Annotated in this window: 16 protein-coding genes; 7 read left to right on the plus strand and 9 right to left on the minus strand. The window is 67.2% G+C overall.

The genetic code is table 11. The features are described 5' to 3' along the window. Window positions 1-40: 40 nt before the first annotated feature. Together NU688_RS05740 and nth are read right to left on the minus strand one after the other, a co-directional pair. Window positions 41-892, minus strand: coding sequence for an inhibitor of vertebrate lysozyme family protein (locus NU688_RS05740; RefSeq protein ID WP_257859560.1), 852 nt, complete (start codon window positions 890-892; stop codon window positions 41-43). A 10-nt stretch (window positions 893-902) separates the two neighbouring features. Continuing rightward, window positions 903-1,550 carry an endonuclease III gene (nth, locus tag NU688_RS05745; protein WP_257859561.1) on the minus strand — a complete coding sequence of 216 codons (648 nt, stop codon included), beginning with the start codon at window positions 1,548-1,550 and terminating at the stop codon, window positions 903-905. Window positions 1,551-1,693: 143 nt separating this feature from the next. On the opposite strand from nth, the gene NU688_RS05750 reads away from it, so the two are divergent. Further along, window positions 1,694-2,881 carry a PLP-dependent aminotransferase family protein gene (locus tag NU688_RS05750; protein WP_257859563.1) on the plus strand — a complete coding sequence of 396 codons (1,188 nt, stop codon included), beginning with the start codon at window positions 1,694-1,696 and terminating at the stop codon, window positions 2,879-2,881. 15 nt (window positions 2,882-2,896) lie between these two features. Here the strand turns inward: NU688_RS05750 and NU688_RS05755 are convergent, their stop codons facing one another. Then, on the minus strand, window positions 2,897-3,124 hold the full coding sequence (locus NU688_RS05755) for a hypothetical protein (protein WP_013541760.1): 228 nt from the start codon (window positions 3,122-3,124) through the stop codon (window positions 2,897-2,899). Window positions 3,125-3,199: 75 nt separating this feature from the next. Here NU688_RS05755 and NU688_RS05760 point away from each other — a divergent pair, with 75 nt between their 5' ends. Continuing rightward, entirely contained in the window at window positions 3,200-3,523 is a 324-nt protein-coding gene (locus NU688_RS05760) for a DUF6172 family protein (protein ID WP_257859564.1), read from the plus strand. Window positions 3,524-3,527: 4 nt separating this feature from the next. On the opposite strand, the gene NU688_RS05765 is transcribed toward NU688_RS05760, so the two are convergent. The 3 genes from NU688_RS05765 to mfd are packed head-to-tail and all read right to left on the minus strand — an operon-like array spanning window position 3,528 to window position 8,787. Continuing rightward, window positions 3,528-4,601 carry an Ldh family oxidoreductase gene (locus tag NU688_RS05765; RefSeq protein WP_257859565.1) on the minus strand — a complete coding sequence of 358 codons (1,074 nt, stop codon included), beginning with the start codon at window positions 4,599-4,601 and terminating at the stop codon, window positions 3,528-3,530. Then, window positions 4,598-5,308, minus strand: coding sequence for a phosphoserine phosphatase SerB (gene serB, locus NU688_RS05770; protein ID WP_257859566.1), 711 nt, complete (start codon window positions 5,306-5,308; stop codon window positions 4,598-4,600). Before serB ends, NU688_RS05765 begins: the two co-directional genes overlap by 4 nt. Then, window positions 5,305-8,787, minus strand: coding sequence for a transcription-repair coupling factor (gene mfd, locus NU688_RS05775; RefSeq protein WP_257859567.1), 3,483 nt, complete (start codon window positions 8,785-8,787; stop codon window positions 5,305-5,307). Before mfd ends, serB begins: the two co-directional genes overlap by 4 nt. 119 nt (window positions 8,788-8,906) lie before the next feature. Between mfd and ispD the strand changes: the two genes are divergently transcribed. Both ispD and ispF read left to right on the plus strand, forming a co-directional pair. Beyond that, window positions 8,907-9,620 carry a 2-C-methyl-D-erythritol 4-phosphate cytidylyltransferase gene (gene ispD, locus NU688_RS05780; RefSeq protein ID WP_257859568.1) on the plus strand — a complete coding sequence of 238 codons (714 nt, stop codon included), beginning with the start codon at window positions 8,907-8,909 and terminating at the stop codon, window positions 9,618-9,620. Beyond that, window positions 9,617-10,114, plus strand: a complete 498-nt coding sequence (gene ispF, locus NU688_RS05785; RefSeq protein WP_257859569.1) for a 2-C-methyl-D-erythritol 2,4-cyclodiphosphate synthase — start codon at window positions 9,617-9,619, stop codon at window positions 10,112-10,114. The genes ispD and ispF overlap by 4 nt, the downstream gene beginning before the upstream one ends. An 18-nt stretch (window positions 10,115-10,132) precedes the next feature. Here ispF and NU688_RS05790 read toward each other — a convergent pair whose 3' ends face one another. Both NU688_RS05790 and ompR read right to left on the minus strand, forming a co-directional pair. Further along, on the minus strand, window positions 10,133-11,551 hold the full coding sequence (locus NU688_RS05790) for a sensor histidine kinase (RefSeq protein WP_257859570.1): 1,419 nt from the start codon (window positions 11,549-11,551) through the stop codon (window positions 10,133-10,135). Between the two features lie 83 nt (window positions 11,552-11,634). Continuing rightward, a complete protein-coding gene (gene ompR, locus NU688_RS05795; protein WP_257859571.1) occupies window positions 11,635-12,366 on the minus strand; it encodes a two-component system response regulator OmpR in 732 nt (243 codons plus the stop codon). Between ompR and NU688_RS05800 the strand changes: the two genes are divergently transcribed. Both NU688_RS05800 and NU688_RS05805 read left to right on the plus strand, forming a co-directional pair. Then, window positions 12,358-12,897, plus strand: coding sequence for a hypothetical protein (locus NU688_RS05800; protein ID WP_257859572.1), 540 nt, complete (start codon window positions 12,358-12,360; stop codon window positions 12,895-12,897). The two genes, ompR and NU688_RS05800, sit on opposite strands and share 9 nt — an antisense overlap. A gap of 49 nt (window positions 12,898-12,946) precedes the next feature. After that, window positions 12,947-13,648 (plus strand): SIMPL domain-containing protein, encoded by a 702-nt coding sequence (locus NU688_RS05805; RefSeq protein ID WP_257859573.1) that lies wholly within the window; start codon window positions 12,947-12,949, stop codon window positions 13,646-13,648. A gap of 27 nt (window positions 13,649-13,675) precedes the next feature. On the opposite strand, the gene NU688_RS05810 is transcribed toward NU688_RS05805, so the two are convergent. Further along, on the minus strand, window positions 13,676-14,446 hold the full coding sequence (locus NU688_RS05810) for a 3-hydroxybutyrate dehydrogenase (protein ID WP_257859574.1): 771 nt from the start codon (window positions 14,444-14,446) through the stop codon (window positions 13,676-13,678). Between the two features lie 26 nt (window positions 14,447-14,472). On the opposite strand from NU688_RS05810, the gene NU688_RS05815 reads away from it, so the two are divergent. After that, entirely contained in the window at window positions 14,473-15,468 is a 996-nt protein-coding gene (locus NU688_RS05815; RefSeq protein ID WP_257859575.1) for an alpha/beta fold hydrolase, read from the plus strand. Window positions 15,469-15,472: the final 4 nt, after the last annotated feature.

Below are 15,472 nucleotides of genomic sequence, written 5' to 3' on the forward strand. Positions count from 1 at the left end.
ACGGTGGTAGTGCGTTGGGGGGCGGCCGGGCCCCGTCAGCTCAGTTCTTTTGCCGCCACTGTTCGCGCCAGAGCTTGTCCAGCTGCGGCGCCAGTGCCTGCGGCGGCGCGCCCAGGAGGGTTTTCTTTCCGTTGCGCTGCACCAGCCCGTAGATGCGGCCCGAGCCCTGGTCGTAGAGCGCGACCGCGTTGTTGTCGTGGCAGTCGTGCGGCTTGCAGAAGGCGTGCAGCACATAGCGCGTACCGTCCACGGTGACCCATTGCGGCTCGGGTGCGGGGCCTTCGCGGCGGACCAGCCAGCGGTCGTTTTCCTTGGTGCCCAGTGCGGCGCGCCAGGCTTTCTGCATCGCGGGGCCTTGTGCGAGGGCGGCGGGGCTGCCTGTGGGCGGAGGCGGCGGTTTCGTCGCTGCCGGTTCCACGGGCGGCAGCGCGGCGCGCGCGGAGCCGTCGCATCGCCAGTAGCGCAGCTTCATCAGCTCGGGGCCCAGTTGCCCCGCCACCGGCTTCGCGGCGTCCAGCGTGATGGACTGTCCGCGCGCTTCGCGGAAGACGAGGAAGGTCAGGGCGCCGGCCTTGTCGACGTCGCTCATCAGCGCGACGTCGAAGCGCGCGGGCGGCTGGCTGTTGCCGAAGAAGCTGTGGGCCGTGTCGGGCGATTGGCCGACCACGCGGCGCTTGCCGCTTTCGACGATCAGCTGGTCTTCGCGAACCTGAAGCGTGGGCGCGGACGCATCGGCGCATGCGGTCGACCAGCGGCCGCCGTAGGCCGCCATGGCGTCGGGCGGCAGGCCCTTGCCGGCTTGCTGCGACCAGGCCGCGGCCGGCAGGAAAGCGGCTGCCGAGAGCAGCGCGGTGGCGAGGAGGGCGCCGTGATTCTTCTTCGGGATCGTCATGCGTGTGATGTCAGTCCGTTTTCGGGGCGGGTGTCTTGGGTTTGAAATCGCAGTACGCGGCCACCGCGCACTCCCAGCAGCGCGGCTTGCGCGCCACGCAGATGTAGCGGCCGTGCAGGATGAGCCAGTGGTGCGCATGCAGACGGTACTCCGGTGGGACGCGCTTCTCGAGCTTGAGTTCCACCTCCAGCGGCGTCTTGCCCGGCGCGAGCCCGGTGCGGTTGCCCACACGGAAGATGTGCGTGTCGACCGCCATGGTCGGCTCCCCGAAGGCCACGTTGAGCACCACGTTGGCCGTCTTGCGGCCGACGCCGGGCAGGGCTTCGAGTTCGGCACGGGTCCTGGGCACCTCGCCGCCGTGCAGCTCGATCAGCATTCGGCAGGCCTCGATCAGGTGCTTGGCCTTGCTGCGGTACAGGCCGATGGTCTTGATGTACTCCTCCAGCCCTTCGACGCCCAGATCGAGGATCGCCTGCGGCGTGTTGGCCACCGGATAAAGCTTGCGCGTGGCCTTGTTCACGCCCACGTCGGTGGCCTGTGCCGAGAGCAGCACGGCCGCCAGCAACTCGAAGGGCGTGTCGTATTCGAGTTCGGTCTCGGGCGTGGGGTTGGCCGCCTGCAGGATGGCGAAGAAGAGGGGGATGTTGTCTTTTTTCATGGGGCTCGGGGGGCGTCGCGCGCGTCTGCCCGAGGGCGCAGGGCGGCGACAGGCGCAATATATCGTTGAAAGACGATAGCCTTACGCAGCATTCATGCACCCGGCTTTCGCGACAATGGCGCCCAGAAAGTGAGACTGACATCATGCAATTCGCCTCCCGCCTCGACAACGTCGAAACCTCCGCCATCCGCGAACTCTTCAAGCTGCTCGGCAAGCCCGGCATCATCAGCTTCGCAGGTGGTTTTCCCGACAGCGCGATGTTCGACGTCGAGGGCCTGAAGGAAGCGAGCCAGAAGGCATTGACCGAGGAGCCCGGCGGCGCATTGCAATACGGTGCCACCGAAGGCTACGAGCCGCTGCGCAGCCAGCTCAGTTCTTTCATGAAGACCAAGGGCGTCGATGTGGACCCCAGCGGCCTGATCGTCACCACCGGCAGCCAGCAGGCGCTGGACCTGCTGGGCAAGACCATGATCTCGCCCGGCGACAAGGTGATCGTCGAGGGCCCGACCTTCCTGGCCACCATCCAGTGCTTCCGCCTCTACGGCGCGCAGCTCATCAGCGCGCCCATCGACGCCAACGGCGTGAAGACCGACGAGCTGGAAAAACTCATCGCCGAGCACAAGCCCAAGTTCGTCTACCTGATCCCGACCTTCGGCAATCCCAGCGGCGCGATGCTGACGCTGGAGCGCCGCAAGAAGGTGCTCGAACTTGCCGTGAAGTACCAGACACTGGTCGTCGAGGACGACCCCTACGGCGACCTCTATTTCGGCGAAGCGCCGCCCCCCTCGATCCTGGCCTTGAGCAAGGACGTGCCCGGCAGCCGCGAGCTGCTCGCGCACTGCGGGAGCCTCAGCAAGGTGCTGAGCCCGGGCCTGCGCATCGGCTGGATGATCGCGCCCCCCGAACTGCTCGCCAAGGCGACGATGTGCAAGCAGTTCAGCGATGCGCACACCAGCACTTTCTCGCAGGCCACGGCGGCGCAATACCTCAAGAGCGGCCGCATGCCCGGCACGCTGGCGCATGTGCGCGAGGTCTACGGCCAGCGCGCGCAGGCCATGGGCGCGGCGCTGAAGCGCGAACTGGGCGATGCGGTGAGCTTCACGCAGCCGGGCGGCGGATTGTTCTTCTGGGCTCGCCTCACGGGTGCCAACGGCAAGCTGGCCGATGCGAACGAGCTGGCCAAACGGGCGATCGAGAAGCTCGTGGCCTTCGTGCCCGGTGCGCCGTTCTTCGCCGAGAAGCCCGATGTGGCGACGCTGCGCCTGAGCTTTGCGACCGCCGACGTGGCGAAGATCGAAGAGGGCGTGAAGCGCCTCGGCCAGGCCCTGTAAGCCTTCAGGACAAGCTCAGGGCGAACGATGCAGCCGGGGCGCCGCCAGCAGGTCCAGGTTGTCTGAAATGGCCGCATCCACGTTCGGATAGCGGCCTTTCATTTTCGAGAGCGTCATGATGGTCTGCAGCGCCTTCAGGTCCTTGACCGAGGGCGCGACCTTGATCTGCGCGATGGCCGCGGGGGCGTTGCCGCCGTTCACCAATGCCATCACCTTGCTTGCCCAGTCGTTTGCGCGCGCCATGTCTATCACCTGCTTTCCATTGAACCGCCGACTGTACACAGCGCGGCAGCCCCCTCGGGGGCGTTACGATCACCCATGAGAAAAACCTTTCAGCTTCAAGTCGAGGGCAAGCACCCCGATCGTCTCGTCGAAGCCATCAAGCACGAGATCAGCAAGTACATCAAGCGCGAACGCCGCCGCGATCTGCCCGAGGGCAGCGATTTCTGGGACTTCGATTGCAAGTTCGGCGCGTCGGCGGAAACCGCTGAAGTCGCCCAGTTGCCGGCCATCAACAAGCTGATTGACGGCATCGTGAAAGATGCCGGCAAGCAGTTCTACGTCGAGATCCTCGCCAAGCCCGGCAAGCGCACGCCGCGCCCAGCCGGGGAGCGGACCGAAGAGCCGCCCGAGGAAGACTGATCCCTTAGAGAAGCGCCTTCGCGAGCTGCAGCCCGTGGCGCTGCTCCGCATCCTGCAGCGAGCGCGCGATCGACGGGTGCAGCCGCACCCCGTTCTTCGATTGCGCATCCCGGCGCTTCAAACCCCCTTCACCCGGCAGCCGGACCGGCCTGGCGGCGTCGATGGGGGTGTTGTCCCGGCACCGGGCCGCAACGTGGTCCATCTGGCGGAGGAACGCTTCCTTGCCGCCGAATGCATTCAGGTCGTGCAGCGTGATATGCACCGTCGCGCCCCAGCCTTCCTTGGGATCGGCCCGGCCGAAGCCCGCCAATCCGGCCGTCAGCGTCTCCACCAGCAGCGCCATGCCGTAGCCCTTGTGGCCATGGCTCAGGCCACCCACGGGCAGCAGCGTGCCGGGCGGCTGGTCGAACAGCACCTGCGGGTCGTTTGAAGGCTTGCCGGTTGCGTCGATCAGCCATTGCTCGGCGAAGGTCTCGCCGGCCGCGCGCTTGCGGTTGCTCATGCCGTTGGTGGTGATCGAGGCCGAGATGTCGACCATCACGCCGCCCTGCGAGAGTGGAAAGCCCATCGCCAGCGGATTCGGCGTGAACAGCGCCTGCGTGCCGCCGAAGGGCGCGACGCTGGCGGTGTTGGGGTCGGAGCAGGCCAGGAGCATCAGCATGTCTTCCTGCAGCGCGCGCAGCATGTAAACCGCGAGGCAGGCGATGTGGTGGCTGCGGCGGATCACGAGCGAGGCCGTGCCGAGTTCGCGGGCGCGCGGCACCAGCAGGTCCATGCCCTGGTCCATGAGCCAGGGTCCGGGCAGGCGCTTGCCGTCCCACAGCACGGCGGCGGGGCGGTCCGACAGCACCTCGGGTGCGCCGTCGCGCGTCATGCCGCCGGATTCGACTTCCTTCACATAGCCGGCCAGGAGTGCGAGGCCGTGCGTGTCGTGCCCCAGCAGGTCGCCCTCGACGAGGGTGCGGGCGACGCTGTCGGCCATCGTTGCGGCGAGTCCGGCTTTTTGCAGCAGGGCGCTCGCGTAGTCCTGCAGCGCGTCGGCGCGGTAGAGCGGGGCGTCCACTGCGGCAGAGGTCATTTCAGGATTTCGAGCAGGCGGTCGAGCCCGCCTTCGTTGATCGCCACCATGGCTTGCTCGCGCACCTTCGGCTTCGCGTGATAGGCCACCGAAAGCCCGGCCTCGCCCATCATCGGCAGATCGTTCGCACCGTCGCCCACGGCAATAGTTTCCTGCGGCGAAATGCCCATGAGCGACGCCACTTCGAGCAGCGTGCGACGCTTCTCGGCACCGTCGCAGATGTCGCCCCAGCTCTGCATCACGACCTGGCCAGTGAGCTTGCCGTCCGCTTCGTCGAGCAGGTTCGAGCGCGCAAAGTCGATGCCCAGCTGGTCCTTCACGCGGTTCGCGAAGAAGGTGAAGCCGCCCGACACCAGCAGCACCTTGAGGCCGGCCGCCTTGCACGCGGCCACCAATTCGGTCGCACCCGGGTTGAGCTTCAACCGCTCGTCGTACACCTGCTGCAGCGCCTCGACCGGCACGCCCTGCAGCAGCGCCACGCGGCGGCGCAGGCTCTCCTTGAAGTCCTTGATCTCGCCGCGCATCGTGGCCTCGGTGATCGCGGCCACTTCGGCCTTCTTGCCGACCGCATCGGCGATCTCGTCGATGCATTCGATGTTGATCAGCGTCGAGTCCATGTCGAACGCGATCAGCTTGAAGTCGGCCAGCGCCAGCGGCGCCTTCACGCGCTGGAGGACGAGGCCGGGGGAAATTTCTGTAGCGCTCATGCGGGGGCGATTTCCTTGACAAGGGGTTGACCGAGACTGCGCAGCACATCGCGCACCATCTGCGCGCGGTCCTTCGGCTCCTTGAGTTCGCGTTCGATGCGAAGCTTCTCGTTGCCGGCGAGCTTGATGTGCTTGTTCTTCTGCACCAGCTGGATGATGGCCATGCCGTCGACCGGTGCGTCCTTCTTGAAGGTGATGTTGATGAGGCCCGGCGCCGCATCGACCTTCACCACGCCGTAGGGCCGGGCGAGCACGCGCAGGCGGTGCGTGTCGATGAGCGTCTGCGCCTGCGGCGGTAGCTTGCCGAAGCGGTCGACGATTTCTTCCAGCAGCGTGTCGATCTGGTCGGGCGTCTTCGCGGTGGCGAGCTTCTTGTAGAACGACAGGCGCAGGTGCACGTCGCCGCAGTAGTCGTCGGGCAGGAGGGCGGGGGCGTGCAGGTTGATCTCGGTCGTGACCGACAGCGGCGAGAGCAGGTCGGGCTCCTGCCCGGCCTTGAGCGCGCGCACGGCTTCGCTCAGCATCTCGTTGTAGAGCTGGAAGCCGATCTCCATCATGTTGCCGCTCTGGTTCTCACCGAGCACTTCGCCAGTGCCACGAATTTCGAGGTCGTGCATGGCGAGGTAGAAGCCCGAGCCCAGCTCTTCCATCTGCTGGATGGCATCGAGCCGCTGGGCCGCCTGCTTGGTCAGGCCCTCGGTGTCCGGCACCATCAGGTACGCATAGGCTTGGTGATGCGAGCGCCCGACGCGTCCGCGCAGCTGGTGCAGCTGCGCCAGGCCGAACTTGTCGGCGCGGCTCATCACGATGGTGTTGGCGGTCGGCACGTCGATGCCGGTCTCGATGATGGTCGAGCACAGCAAGAGGTTGTAGCGCTGCGCGACGAAATCGCGCATCACGCGCTCCAGCTCGCGCTCGGGCATCTGGCCGTGGGCGACGGCGATGCGGGCCTCGGGCAATATTTCTTCGAGCTTCTGGCGGCGGTTCTCGATGGTCTCGACCTCGTTGTGCAGGAAGTAGACCTGTCCGCCGCGCTTCAATTCGCGCAGCACGGCTTCGCGGATCACGCCGGTGCCCTCGTTGCGCACGAAGGTCTTGATCGCCAGGCGCCGCTGCGGCGCGGTGGCGATCACGCTCAGGTCGCGCAGGCCCTCCAGCGCCATGCCCAGCGTGCGCGGAATCGGCGTAGCGGTGAGCGTCAGCACATCGACCTCGGCACGCATCGCCTTCATCGCCTCCTTGTGGCGCACGCCGAAGCGGTGCTCCTCGTCGATGATGAGCAGGCCCAGGTTCTTGAACTTGACCGACTGCGAGAGCAGCTTGTGCGTGCCGATCACGATGTCGATCTGGCCTTCGGCCAGCCCCTTCGCGGCGGCCGTGATTTCCTTGGCCGAGCGAAAGCGGCTCATCTCCGCCACCTTCACCGGCCACTTGGCGAAGCGGTCGACCAGCGTCTGGTAGTGCTGCTCGGCCAGGAGCGTGGTGGGGGCGAGAAACGCCACCTGCTTGCCGCCGGTGATCGCGATGAAGGCGGCGCGCAGCGCGACCTCGGTCTTGCCGAAACCCACGTCGCCGCAGACCAGCCGGTCCATCGGCTGGGGCGAGATCATGTCCTGCACCACGGCGTGGATCGCAGCCTTCTGGTCGGCGGTTTCCTGGAAGCCGAAGTCGTTGGCGAACACCTCGTAGTCGGCGGCCGAGTAGCGGAAGGCATGGCCTTCGCGCGCGGCGCGGCGGGCGTAGATGTTGAGCAGCTCGGCAGCCGAGTCGCGCACCTGCTCGGCGGCCTTGCGCTTGGCCTTTTCCCACTGGCCGGAGCCCAGTCGGTGCAGCGGGGCCTCGTCGGCGCTCACGCCGGTGTAGCGACTGATCTGGTGCAACTGCGACACGGGCACGTAGAGCGTGGCCTTGTCGGCGTACTCCAGGTGCAGCATTTCCTGCAGGAGCGGCTTGCCTTCGGCGTCGACGCCCTGGCCCAGGTCCATGTGCATCAGGCCGCGGTAGCGCCCGATGCCGTGGGCGGTGTGGACGACCGGGTCGCCGACGTTGAGCTCCGAGAGGTCCTTGATCAGCGCTTCGACGTCGCTGACCTGTTCCTGCTTCTTGTTGCGCCGGCGCGTGGTGGGCGCGGTGGCGAAGAGTTCGGTCTCGGTGACCAGGTCGATGCCTTGCTCGCGCCATGCGAAGCCCGAGGCCAGCGCGGCGGTGACGATGCCGATCTTCTCGTCGGTGGACGCCTCGAACTCGGCCAGCGAATCGAAGGCCGGCGGGCTCACGCCGCTTGCGCGGAGGAAGTCGAGCAGGCTTTCGCGCCGGCCGTCGCTCTCGGCGATCAGCAGCACGCGATGCGGCGTGGCGGCGATGTGGGCCTTGAGGCCGACCAGCGGGTCTTCCGCGCCGCGCACCACGGCGAAGGGCGGGAGGCGGTCGAACTCGGCGTAGGGCGTGTCGGTGGTGATGTCGCCGCGGATGGCCAGTTGGGCGTGCGGCTTGGCGCGCTGGTAGAACTGCTCGGCGTTCAGGAACAGCGCCTCGGGCGGCAGCGCGGGGCGCTCGGGATCGCCGCGCACCAGCCTGTAGCGCTCGTTCGCGTCCTGCCAGAAATGCTGGAACGCGGGTTCGAGGTCGCCATGCAGCACCACGGTGGCGTCGGGGCCGAGGTAGTCGAATACCGTGGCCGTCTCGTCAAAGAACAGCGGCAGGTAGTACTCGATGCCGGCGGTGGCCACGCCGTTGCCCATGTCCTTGTAGATGCGGCTCTTGGTCGGGTCGCCTTCGAGCAGTTCGCGCCAGCGGCTGCGAAAGCGCGCGCGGGCGTCGTCGTCCATCGGGAACTCGCGGCCCGGCAGCAGGCGCACTTCGGGCACGGGGTAGAGGCTGCGCTGGGTGTCCGGGTCGAAGGTGCGGATGGAGTCGATCTCGTCGTCGAACAGGTCGACGCGGAACGGCACGAGCGAGCCCATGGGGAAGAGGTCGATCAGGCCGCCGCGCACCGCGTATTCGCCCGGGCTCACCACCTGCGTCACGTGGCTGTAGCCGGCCAGCGTGAGCTGGGCCTTGAGCTTGGATTCCTGGAGCTTCTGCTTGGCCTTGAAATGGAAGGTGTAGCCGGCCAGGAACGCCGGCGGCGCCAGGCGGTAGAGCGCGGTGGTGGCGGGCACCAGCACCACGTCGGCCTCTTTCTGGCTGATGCGCCAGAGGGTGGCCAGGCGCTCGCTGATCAGGTCCTGGTGGGGCGAGAAGCTGTCGTAGGGGAGCGTCTCCCAGTCGGGGAAGAGGGCGCAGCGCAGGTCGGGCGCGAAGAAGGCGATCTCGTCGATGAGCCGCTGCGCGTCGTTGGCGTCGGCCGTGAACATCGCGGTGGCGCGGCCGGCAGCCTTCTCGCGCATCCCCAGCTGCGCGAGCAGCAGGGCATCGGCCGACAGAGGGGGACGCGGCAGCGTGAAACGCTTGCCCGCCGTGAGGTGGGGGAGGTCCATGGAACGCTTCGAAAAATGCAAGACACCCCGCGCCGGGCGGCGAGGGGTGTGCGGAGGGCAATTCTAGAATGGCGGCCCTTTATCCGCTTGTCGGCCATTGGCCTGTGCCGCACCCATCAATGTCTTCTTCCCGATTTTTCGTGCTGATCCCTTGTGCCGGCTCCGGCCATCGCGCGGGCGGCACCCAGCCCAAGCAGTACCGGCGGCTCGCGGGGGCGTCGATGGTGGCGCACACGGTGGAAGCCTTTCGTGCCCTGGCCGGTCGTTTTGCCGGGCTGGCGGTGGTGGTGTCGCCGGACGACCGTGAAGTGCAGGCCGCGCTGCCGCGCTTTCCGGGCAACGACGAATACCTGCTGCAGGTCGGCGGCCTGACCCGGGCCGCCACGGTGCGCAACGGCCTCGCCGCGCTGCGACAGAAGGGTGCCGGAGCGCACGACTGGGTGCTGGTGCACGACGCGGCGCGCTGCCTCGTCACCTCCAGCCAGATCGAGGCACTGATCGCCGCCTGCGAACACGACGCCGTCGGCGGCCTGCTGGCGCACCGGCTGGCCGACACGCTGAAGGTGTCCTCGACCGACAGCCGCGTCTCGCAGACCTTGTCGCGCGCCGACAAATGGCTGGCCCAGACGCCCCAGATGTTCCGCATCGGCATGCTGCTCGACGCGCTGGAGCGCGTGGGCGACGTGGTGACCGACGAGGCCAGCGCCATCGAGGCCATCGGCCTTGCGCCGCTGCTGGTACCGGGCAGCGCCCAGAATTTCAAGATCACCTTTCCTGAAGATTTCGCACTGGCCGAGGCGGTTTTGCTCAGCCGCAAGAAAGCCATCGCATGACGTCACCTGCAGCGCCGTTCAACATCCGCGTCGGCGAGGGCTGGGACGTTCACCAGCTCGTGGCGGGGCGCAAGCTCATCCTGGGCGGCATCGAGGTGCCGCACACCACCGGCCTGCTGGGGCACTCGGACGCCGACGTGCTGCTGCACGCGATCACCGATGCGCTGTTGGGCGGCGTGGGGCTGGGCGATATCGGCCGGCACTTTCCCGACACCGACGTGCAGTTCCGCGGTGCCGATTCGGCCGTGCTGCTCGCCGAGGCGGCGCGCCGCGTGCGGGCGGCCGGCTGGGAGATCGGCAACGTCGACAGCACCGTGATCGCGCAGGCGCCGAAGCTGGCGCCGCACATTCCGCTCATGTGCCAGCGCATCGCGGACACGCTGGGCATCGCGCTCGACCAAGTCAACGTGAAGGCCAAGACGGCCGAGAAGCTCGGCCCAGTGGGCGAGGGCCGGGCAATGGAGGCGCGCGCGGCGGTCTTGCTCCACCGCTGAGCGGCTGGAAAGGCCGGATCAGCCGGGCTTCTTGCCGCCGCCCGGTACTTCGCCCGGCTTGGGCGTCGGCATGGCGCGCGGCATGCGGATGTGGGCCGCGAGCCCGCGCCCCGGCGTGCTGGTGAGCGCGAAGGTGCCGCCCATGCGCTCGATGTTCTTCGCCACGATCGACAGGCCCAGGCCTGCGCCCGCCGCCGAGGTGCGTGCCGCGTCGCCGCGGAAGAAGGGCTTGGTCAGCTGCGAAAGCAGGGCGGGCTCGACGCCCGCGCCGTGATCGCGCACCTTGATCAGCACCGCATCGTTGTTCGCCTGCGCCTGGATCGTGACGTCCGCGACGCCGGTGGCCGGCGTCTTGCCGTAGCGGCGGGCGTTCTCGACCAGGTTGGAGATCACGCGCGTGAGTTCGACCTCGTCGCCCAGCACGCGCAGGTCGGGTGGCACCTCGACCTTGATGTTCATCTCCTCGTAGTCCTGCACGGCGTAGGTGCAGGCATCGACCACGTCGCGCAGCAGCACGGGCCGCGGATCGACATGGTCGGGCCGGGCGTAGTCGAGGAACTTGTCGATGATCGCGTCGAGCTGGGCGATGTCGGCCGCCATGTGGTCGCGCGCATCTTCGTCGGCCACGCTCATCTCGGTTTCGAGCCGCAGGCGCGCGAGCGGCGTGCGCAGGTCGTGCGAGATGCCGGCCAGCATGATGGCGCGGTCCTGCTCGATCTTGGCGAGCTGGTCGGCCATGCGGTTGAAGCCGATGTTGACCGCGCGGATCTCGTTGGTGCGGGCGCGCTCATCGAGCCGGTGCGCCTCGTACTCGCCTTCGCGCACCTGCATGGTGGCGCGCGACAACTGCTTGAGCGGCAGGTTGATGAGCCGGGTGATCAGCGCCGCGCCGGCCAGCGACAGCGCCATCGCGGTGCTGAGCCAGACGAGCCAGGTGCGCCCGCCCACGCGGCTGAAGCGCGTGGGGTCGAGCAGCAGCCAGTAGGTGTCGCTCTCGATGGTGAAGCCGATCCAGAGGCCCGCTTCGTCGTTCACGCGGCTGGCCACCGTGGTGCCTTCACCGAGCTGGTCGATCAGCTCCTCGGTCACGCGCAGGTCGAGCGCACCGCTGGTGTAGGGCTGGAAGCGGTCGTTGGGCTCGCGCGGCAGGATGCGCACGCCTTCCTGGTCGGCCAGCGTCTTGATCAGCGACACCCGGGTGATGGCGTCCGAATACACCAGCGCCGCGCGCGTGAGGTTCACGAGCGAGGCGATCTGGTGGGCGGTTTGAATGGCGCGTGGCTCGTATTCGAGCGAGCGGAAGGTCTGCAGCCAGGCGACCGTACAGCCGATCAGCAGCAGCGCGAGCAGGAAGAAAGTGCGCCAGAAAAGGCTGAACCCGACCTTGAGGCCGGGGCGACGGTCACGCGCCGCGCTGGCCTCCAGCGGGCTCGGCATCGTGACCTGCGCGCCATCCTCCTGCGCCGGGCCGGGTCTGGCAGGTCTGGCAGTTGGGCCGATGGCCACCTCTCAGCGGGGCGTCAGGCCGCGCCGTCCGGCACGAACACGTAGCCCACGCCCCAGACGGTCTGGATGTAGCGCGGTGCCGCGGCGTCGGACTCGACCAGCTTGCGCAGGCGCGAGATCTGCACGTCCAGGCTGCGGTCGAAGGGTTCGAATTCGCGGCCGCGGGCCAGTTGGGCGAGCTTTTCGCGCGACAGCGGCTGGCGCGGATGGCGCACCAGCGCCTTCAGCATCGCGAACTCGCCGGTGGTCAGCGAGAGCTCCTCGCCGTCCTTCTTGAGCGTGCGCGAGCCGAGATCGAAGGCGAACGGGCCGAAGGTGACGGTCTCGTTCTCGGTAGAGGGGGCGCCGGGTGCCTCGAGCGGCGGACGGCGGCGCAGCACGGCATGCACGCGGGCCAGCAGTTCGCGGGGGTTGAAGGGCTTGCCGAGGTAGTCGTCGGCGCCGACTTCGAGGCCGACGATGCGGTCCACGTCTTCGCCCTTGGCGGTGAGCATGATGATCGGCGTGCGGTCGTTGGCGGCGCGAAGGCGCCGGCAGACCGAGAGGCCGTCTTCGCCGGGCATCATCAGGTCGAGCACGATCAGGTCGACCGTGTCGCGCAACAGGATGCGGTTGAGCGCCTTGCCGTCCTCGGCCACGATCACTTCGAAACCTTCCTGGGTCAGGTAGCGGCGAAGCAGGTCACGGATGCGGGCGTCGTCGTCGACGATCACGATCTTGTCGGTGCGAGCGGGAACTTGAGTCATTTCTACAACGTTGAATTTGTAACAGCGCCGATTCTGAAGGCGTTAGCACCCCATCGAGCCAGATTTACTTATGGTTTGACACTAAGTTACAAAACTTGCGGACGCTCGCCCTATGGACATCCGGTGTTCGTCCAGCGGTGGCAAAGTTCCCCTGCCTTCACGACCAACCACTCGATGAGACTTCCTTTTTCCGCACTGCCATTGCTTCTTGCCTGCGCCTGTGGTTCCACATGGGCGGTTTCCGGTGACTTTTTCAGGGTCGGCGAGGTGCGCCGCAGTGAAGTGCGGGATGCAGTGGCCGCCCATCGGGCTGCGCAGCGAGAGGAAATCCGCCGGGAAGAAGCCGTCGCCGGCAGGCGCCTGACCGCCGGGGAGTTGTTCGAGTTGCGGCAGCAGATCCGGGGGCAGTGGATGCCGCCGGGCGTGGGTGCCATGGCGAATTCGGCAGAATCGCAACCAGCCGAGCGGATCGCGCCGGCACCGATGCCCGCCGCGCGTTCGCTGATCGCGCCGCGCAGCCAGCGCCCCTGAGGGCCCTGGCGCGGGTGTTCCTCGCCATCAACCTAGGGAGTCCCTTGCCTTGAAAAAAATCAAATTGCTCGCCGTTTGCGCCGCCCTGGCCGCTGCCGGCTCCGCGCTGGCCCAGAACGTGGTCGCTCCGGCGCCGCAGAACGTGCTGCAGCTCACTGCCTCCGGAACGGTCGAGGTCCAGCAGGACCTCTTGAGCATGACGCTCGTGACCACCCGCGACGCGACCGATGCAGCCACCGTGCAGACGCAGCTCAAGGTCGCGCTCGACGCCGCCCTCAACGAAGCCAAGAAGAACGCGCAGCCCGGCCAGCTCGACGTGCGCACCGGCAACTTCAGCCTCTCGCCGCGCTACACGAAGGACGGCAAGATCAACGGCTGGCAGGGCTCCACGGAGCTGGTGCTCGAAGGCCGCGACTTTCCGCGCATCACCCAGACGGCCGGCCGCATCACCACGCTCAGCGTGGGCAACGTGGGTTTCGGCCTGAGCCGCGAGCAACGCGCCAAGACCGAGGCCGAAGCGCAGAACATCGCGATCGAGAACTTCAAGCAGAAGGCCAACGAGCTGGCCAAGGGCTTCGGCTTCAGCGGCTACACGCTGCGCGAGGTGTCGGTGAACGCGAACGACGGCGGCCCGCGCCCTCGGGTGATGGCGATGCAGGCCAAGTCGTTCTCGGCCGATTCGGCCGTGCCAGTCGAAGCCGGCAAGACCAGCGTGATCGTGAACGTTTCGGGGTCGGTGCAGCTCAAGTAAAAAGCGCGGGCACCGCTGGATGGCGCCTTATTGCGCTGTCCAGCCGCCGTCCATTTGCCAAGCGACGCCGCGCACTTGATCGGCTGCCGGCGAGCACAGGAAGACCGCAAGGCCACCGAGTTGCTCGACCGTGGTGAACTGCAGCGAAGGCTGCTTCTCCCCCAGCAGTTCGTTCTGCGCCTGCGTGGCCGAGATGCCTTCGCGGGCCGCGCGGTCGTCGATCTGCTTCTGCACGAGCTGCGTCAGCACCCAGCCGGGGCAGATCGCGTTGCTGGTGATGCTGGTGGTCGCGGTTTCGAGCGCGACCGACTTGGTGAAACCGACGATGCCGTGTTTTGCCGCCACATAGGCCGACTTCTGCGCCGAGGCGACCAGGCCATGGGTCGATGCGATGTTGATGATGCGGCCCCAGTTGGCCTCGCGCATCGCGGGAATCGCCAGGCGCGTCGTATGAAATGCGCTCGTGAGGTTGATTGCGATGATCGCGTCCCAACGTTCGACCGGAAAGTCCTCGACCTTGGCGACATGCTGGATGCCGGCGTTGTTCACGAGGATGTCGACACGGCCGAACTTCGACGCGGCGAACTTCATCATGTCTTCAATTTGTTCTGGCCTGCTCATGTCGGCACCGTGGTACTCGGCGCGAACGCCGAGCGCTTCGATCTGGGCCTTGGGCGTTTCGGCATCGCCGAAGCCGTTGAGCACGATGTGTGCGCCTTGCTGGGCGAGCGACTTGGCAACGGCAAAGCCAATGCCGCTGGTGGACCCCGTGACAAGCGCGGTTTTGCCTTTGAGCATGAAGATCAATCTCCGGATGAATTAGGATGCAACGAGACCATTATCCGCACCACGACTCCCCCGTTTTCATGACCGAACCGACGCTTCATTACGTGGCATGCGACGACGCCCAGGGCGGTCATCGCATGGCCTATTGGCAATGGGGCGACGAGCGCAGCGCGCATGTCGTGGTCTGCGTGCATGGGCTCACCCGACAAGGGCGCGACTTCGACGCGCTGGCACAGGCCATCGTGGCGCGCGCGGGCGGCGATGTACGGGTGATCTGCCCCGACGTCGTGGGACGCGGGCGCAGCGACTGGCTGCGCGATCCGGCCTTCTACCAAGTGCCTGTCTACGCGGCCGACATGGTGTCGCTGATTGCCCAGCTGCAACGCAAGCAGGCCATCGACACGCTCGACTATTTCGGCACCAGCATGGGCGGTCTGATCGGCTTCGTGCTGGCGGGCCACAAGGAGTTGCCGCTCCCGCGACCGGTGCGCCGTTTCATCGCGAACGATGTCGGCCCGACGATCGAGCCTGTCGCGCTGCAACGCATCGCCGCCTATGTGGGGCAGGGCGGTCGCTACGGCAGCGTGCAGGAAGCGGCCGATGCAATGTGGGCGATTTCGACCAGCTTCGGTCCGCACACGCCTGAGCAATGGCTCGCGCTTTCGCAGCACATGGTGGTGCCCGCATCGCAGCGCACGGCCGATGGGGTCGCCAAGATCGAAGCCGGCGATAGCGCTGGCGATGGCCCGTGGCTGCTGCACTATGACCCGGCCATTGCCGTGGCACTGCGCGCCATCACACCCGAAGCGGCAGCACAGGGCGGCGCAATCATGTGGAGCCTGTACGACGCCATCCAGGCAAGCACGCTGGTGACGCGCGGGGCCGTGTCGGACCTGCTGTCGCGCGAGACGGCACAGGCCATGACGCAGCGCGGCCCGAAGGCGGCGCTGGTCGAGTTCGAAGGTGTGGGCCATGCGCCGACCTTCATCGATCCCGCGCAGGTTGCCGTCGTCATTTCCTTCCTGTTCGATTGATGGG

The organism is Variovorax sp. ZS18.2.2 (assembly GCF_024701975.1).
GTDB lineage: Bacteria > Pseudomonadota > Gammaproteobacteria > Burkholderiales > Burkholderiaceae_C > Variovorax.

Bases quoted from the DNA above. Each gene is read 5' to 3' on its own strand.
- NU688_RS05740 (WP_257859560.1), bottom strand. From the start codon at position 892: ATGACGATCCCGAAGAAGAATCACGGCGCCCTCCTCGCCACCGCGCTG.
- nth (WP_257859561.1), bottom strand. From the start codon at position 1,550: ATGAAAAAAGACAACATCCCCCTCTTCTTCGCCATCCTGCAGGCGGCC.
- NU688_RS05750 (WP_257859563.1), top strand. From the start codon at position 1,694: ATGCAATTCGCCTCCCGCCTCGACAACGTCGAAACCTCCGCCATCCGC.
- NU688_RS05755 (WP_013541760.1), bottom strand. From the start codon at position 3,124: ATGGCGCGCGCAAACGACTGGGCAAGCAAGGTGATGGCATTGGTGAAC.
- NU688_RS05760 (WP_257859564.1), top strand. From the start codon at position 3,200: ATGAGAAAAACCTTTCAGCTTCAAGTCGAGGGCAAGCACCCCGATCGT.
- NU688_RS05765 (WP_257859565.1), bottom strand. From the start codon at position 4,601: ATGACCTCTGCCGCAGTGGACGCCCCGCTCTACCGCGCCGACGCGCTG.
- serB (WP_257859566.1), bottom strand. From the start codon at position 5,308: ATGAGCGCTACAGAAATTTCCCCCGGCCTCGTCCTCCAGCGCGTGAAG.
- mfd (WP_257859567.1), bottom strand. From the start codon at position 8,787: ATGGACCTCCCCCACCTCACGGCGGGCAAGCGTTTCACGCTGCCGCGT.
- ispD (WP_257859568.1), top strand. From the start codon at position 8,907: ATGTCTTCTTCCCGATTTTTCGTGCTGATCCCTTGTGCCGGCTCCGGC.
- ispF (WP_257859569.1), top strand. From the start codon at position 9,617: ATGACGTCACCTGCAGCGCCGTTCAACATCCGCGTCGGCGAGGGCTGG.
- NU688_RS05790 (WP_257859570.1), bottom strand. From the start codon at position 11,551: ATGCCGAGCCCGCTGGAGGCCAGCGCGGCGCGTGACCGTCGCCCCGGC.
- ompR (WP_257859571.1), bottom strand. From the start codon at position 12,366: ATGACTCAAGTTCCCGCTCGCACCGACAAGATCGTGATCGTCGACGAC.
- NU688_RS05810 (WP_257859574.1), bottom strand. From the start codon at position 14,446: ATGCTCAAAGGCAAAACCGCGCTTGTCACGGGGTCCACCAGCGGCATT.
- NU688_RS05815 (WP_257859575.1), top strand. From the start codon at position 14,473: ATGCAACGAGACCATTATCCGCACCACGACTCCCCCGTTTTCATGACC.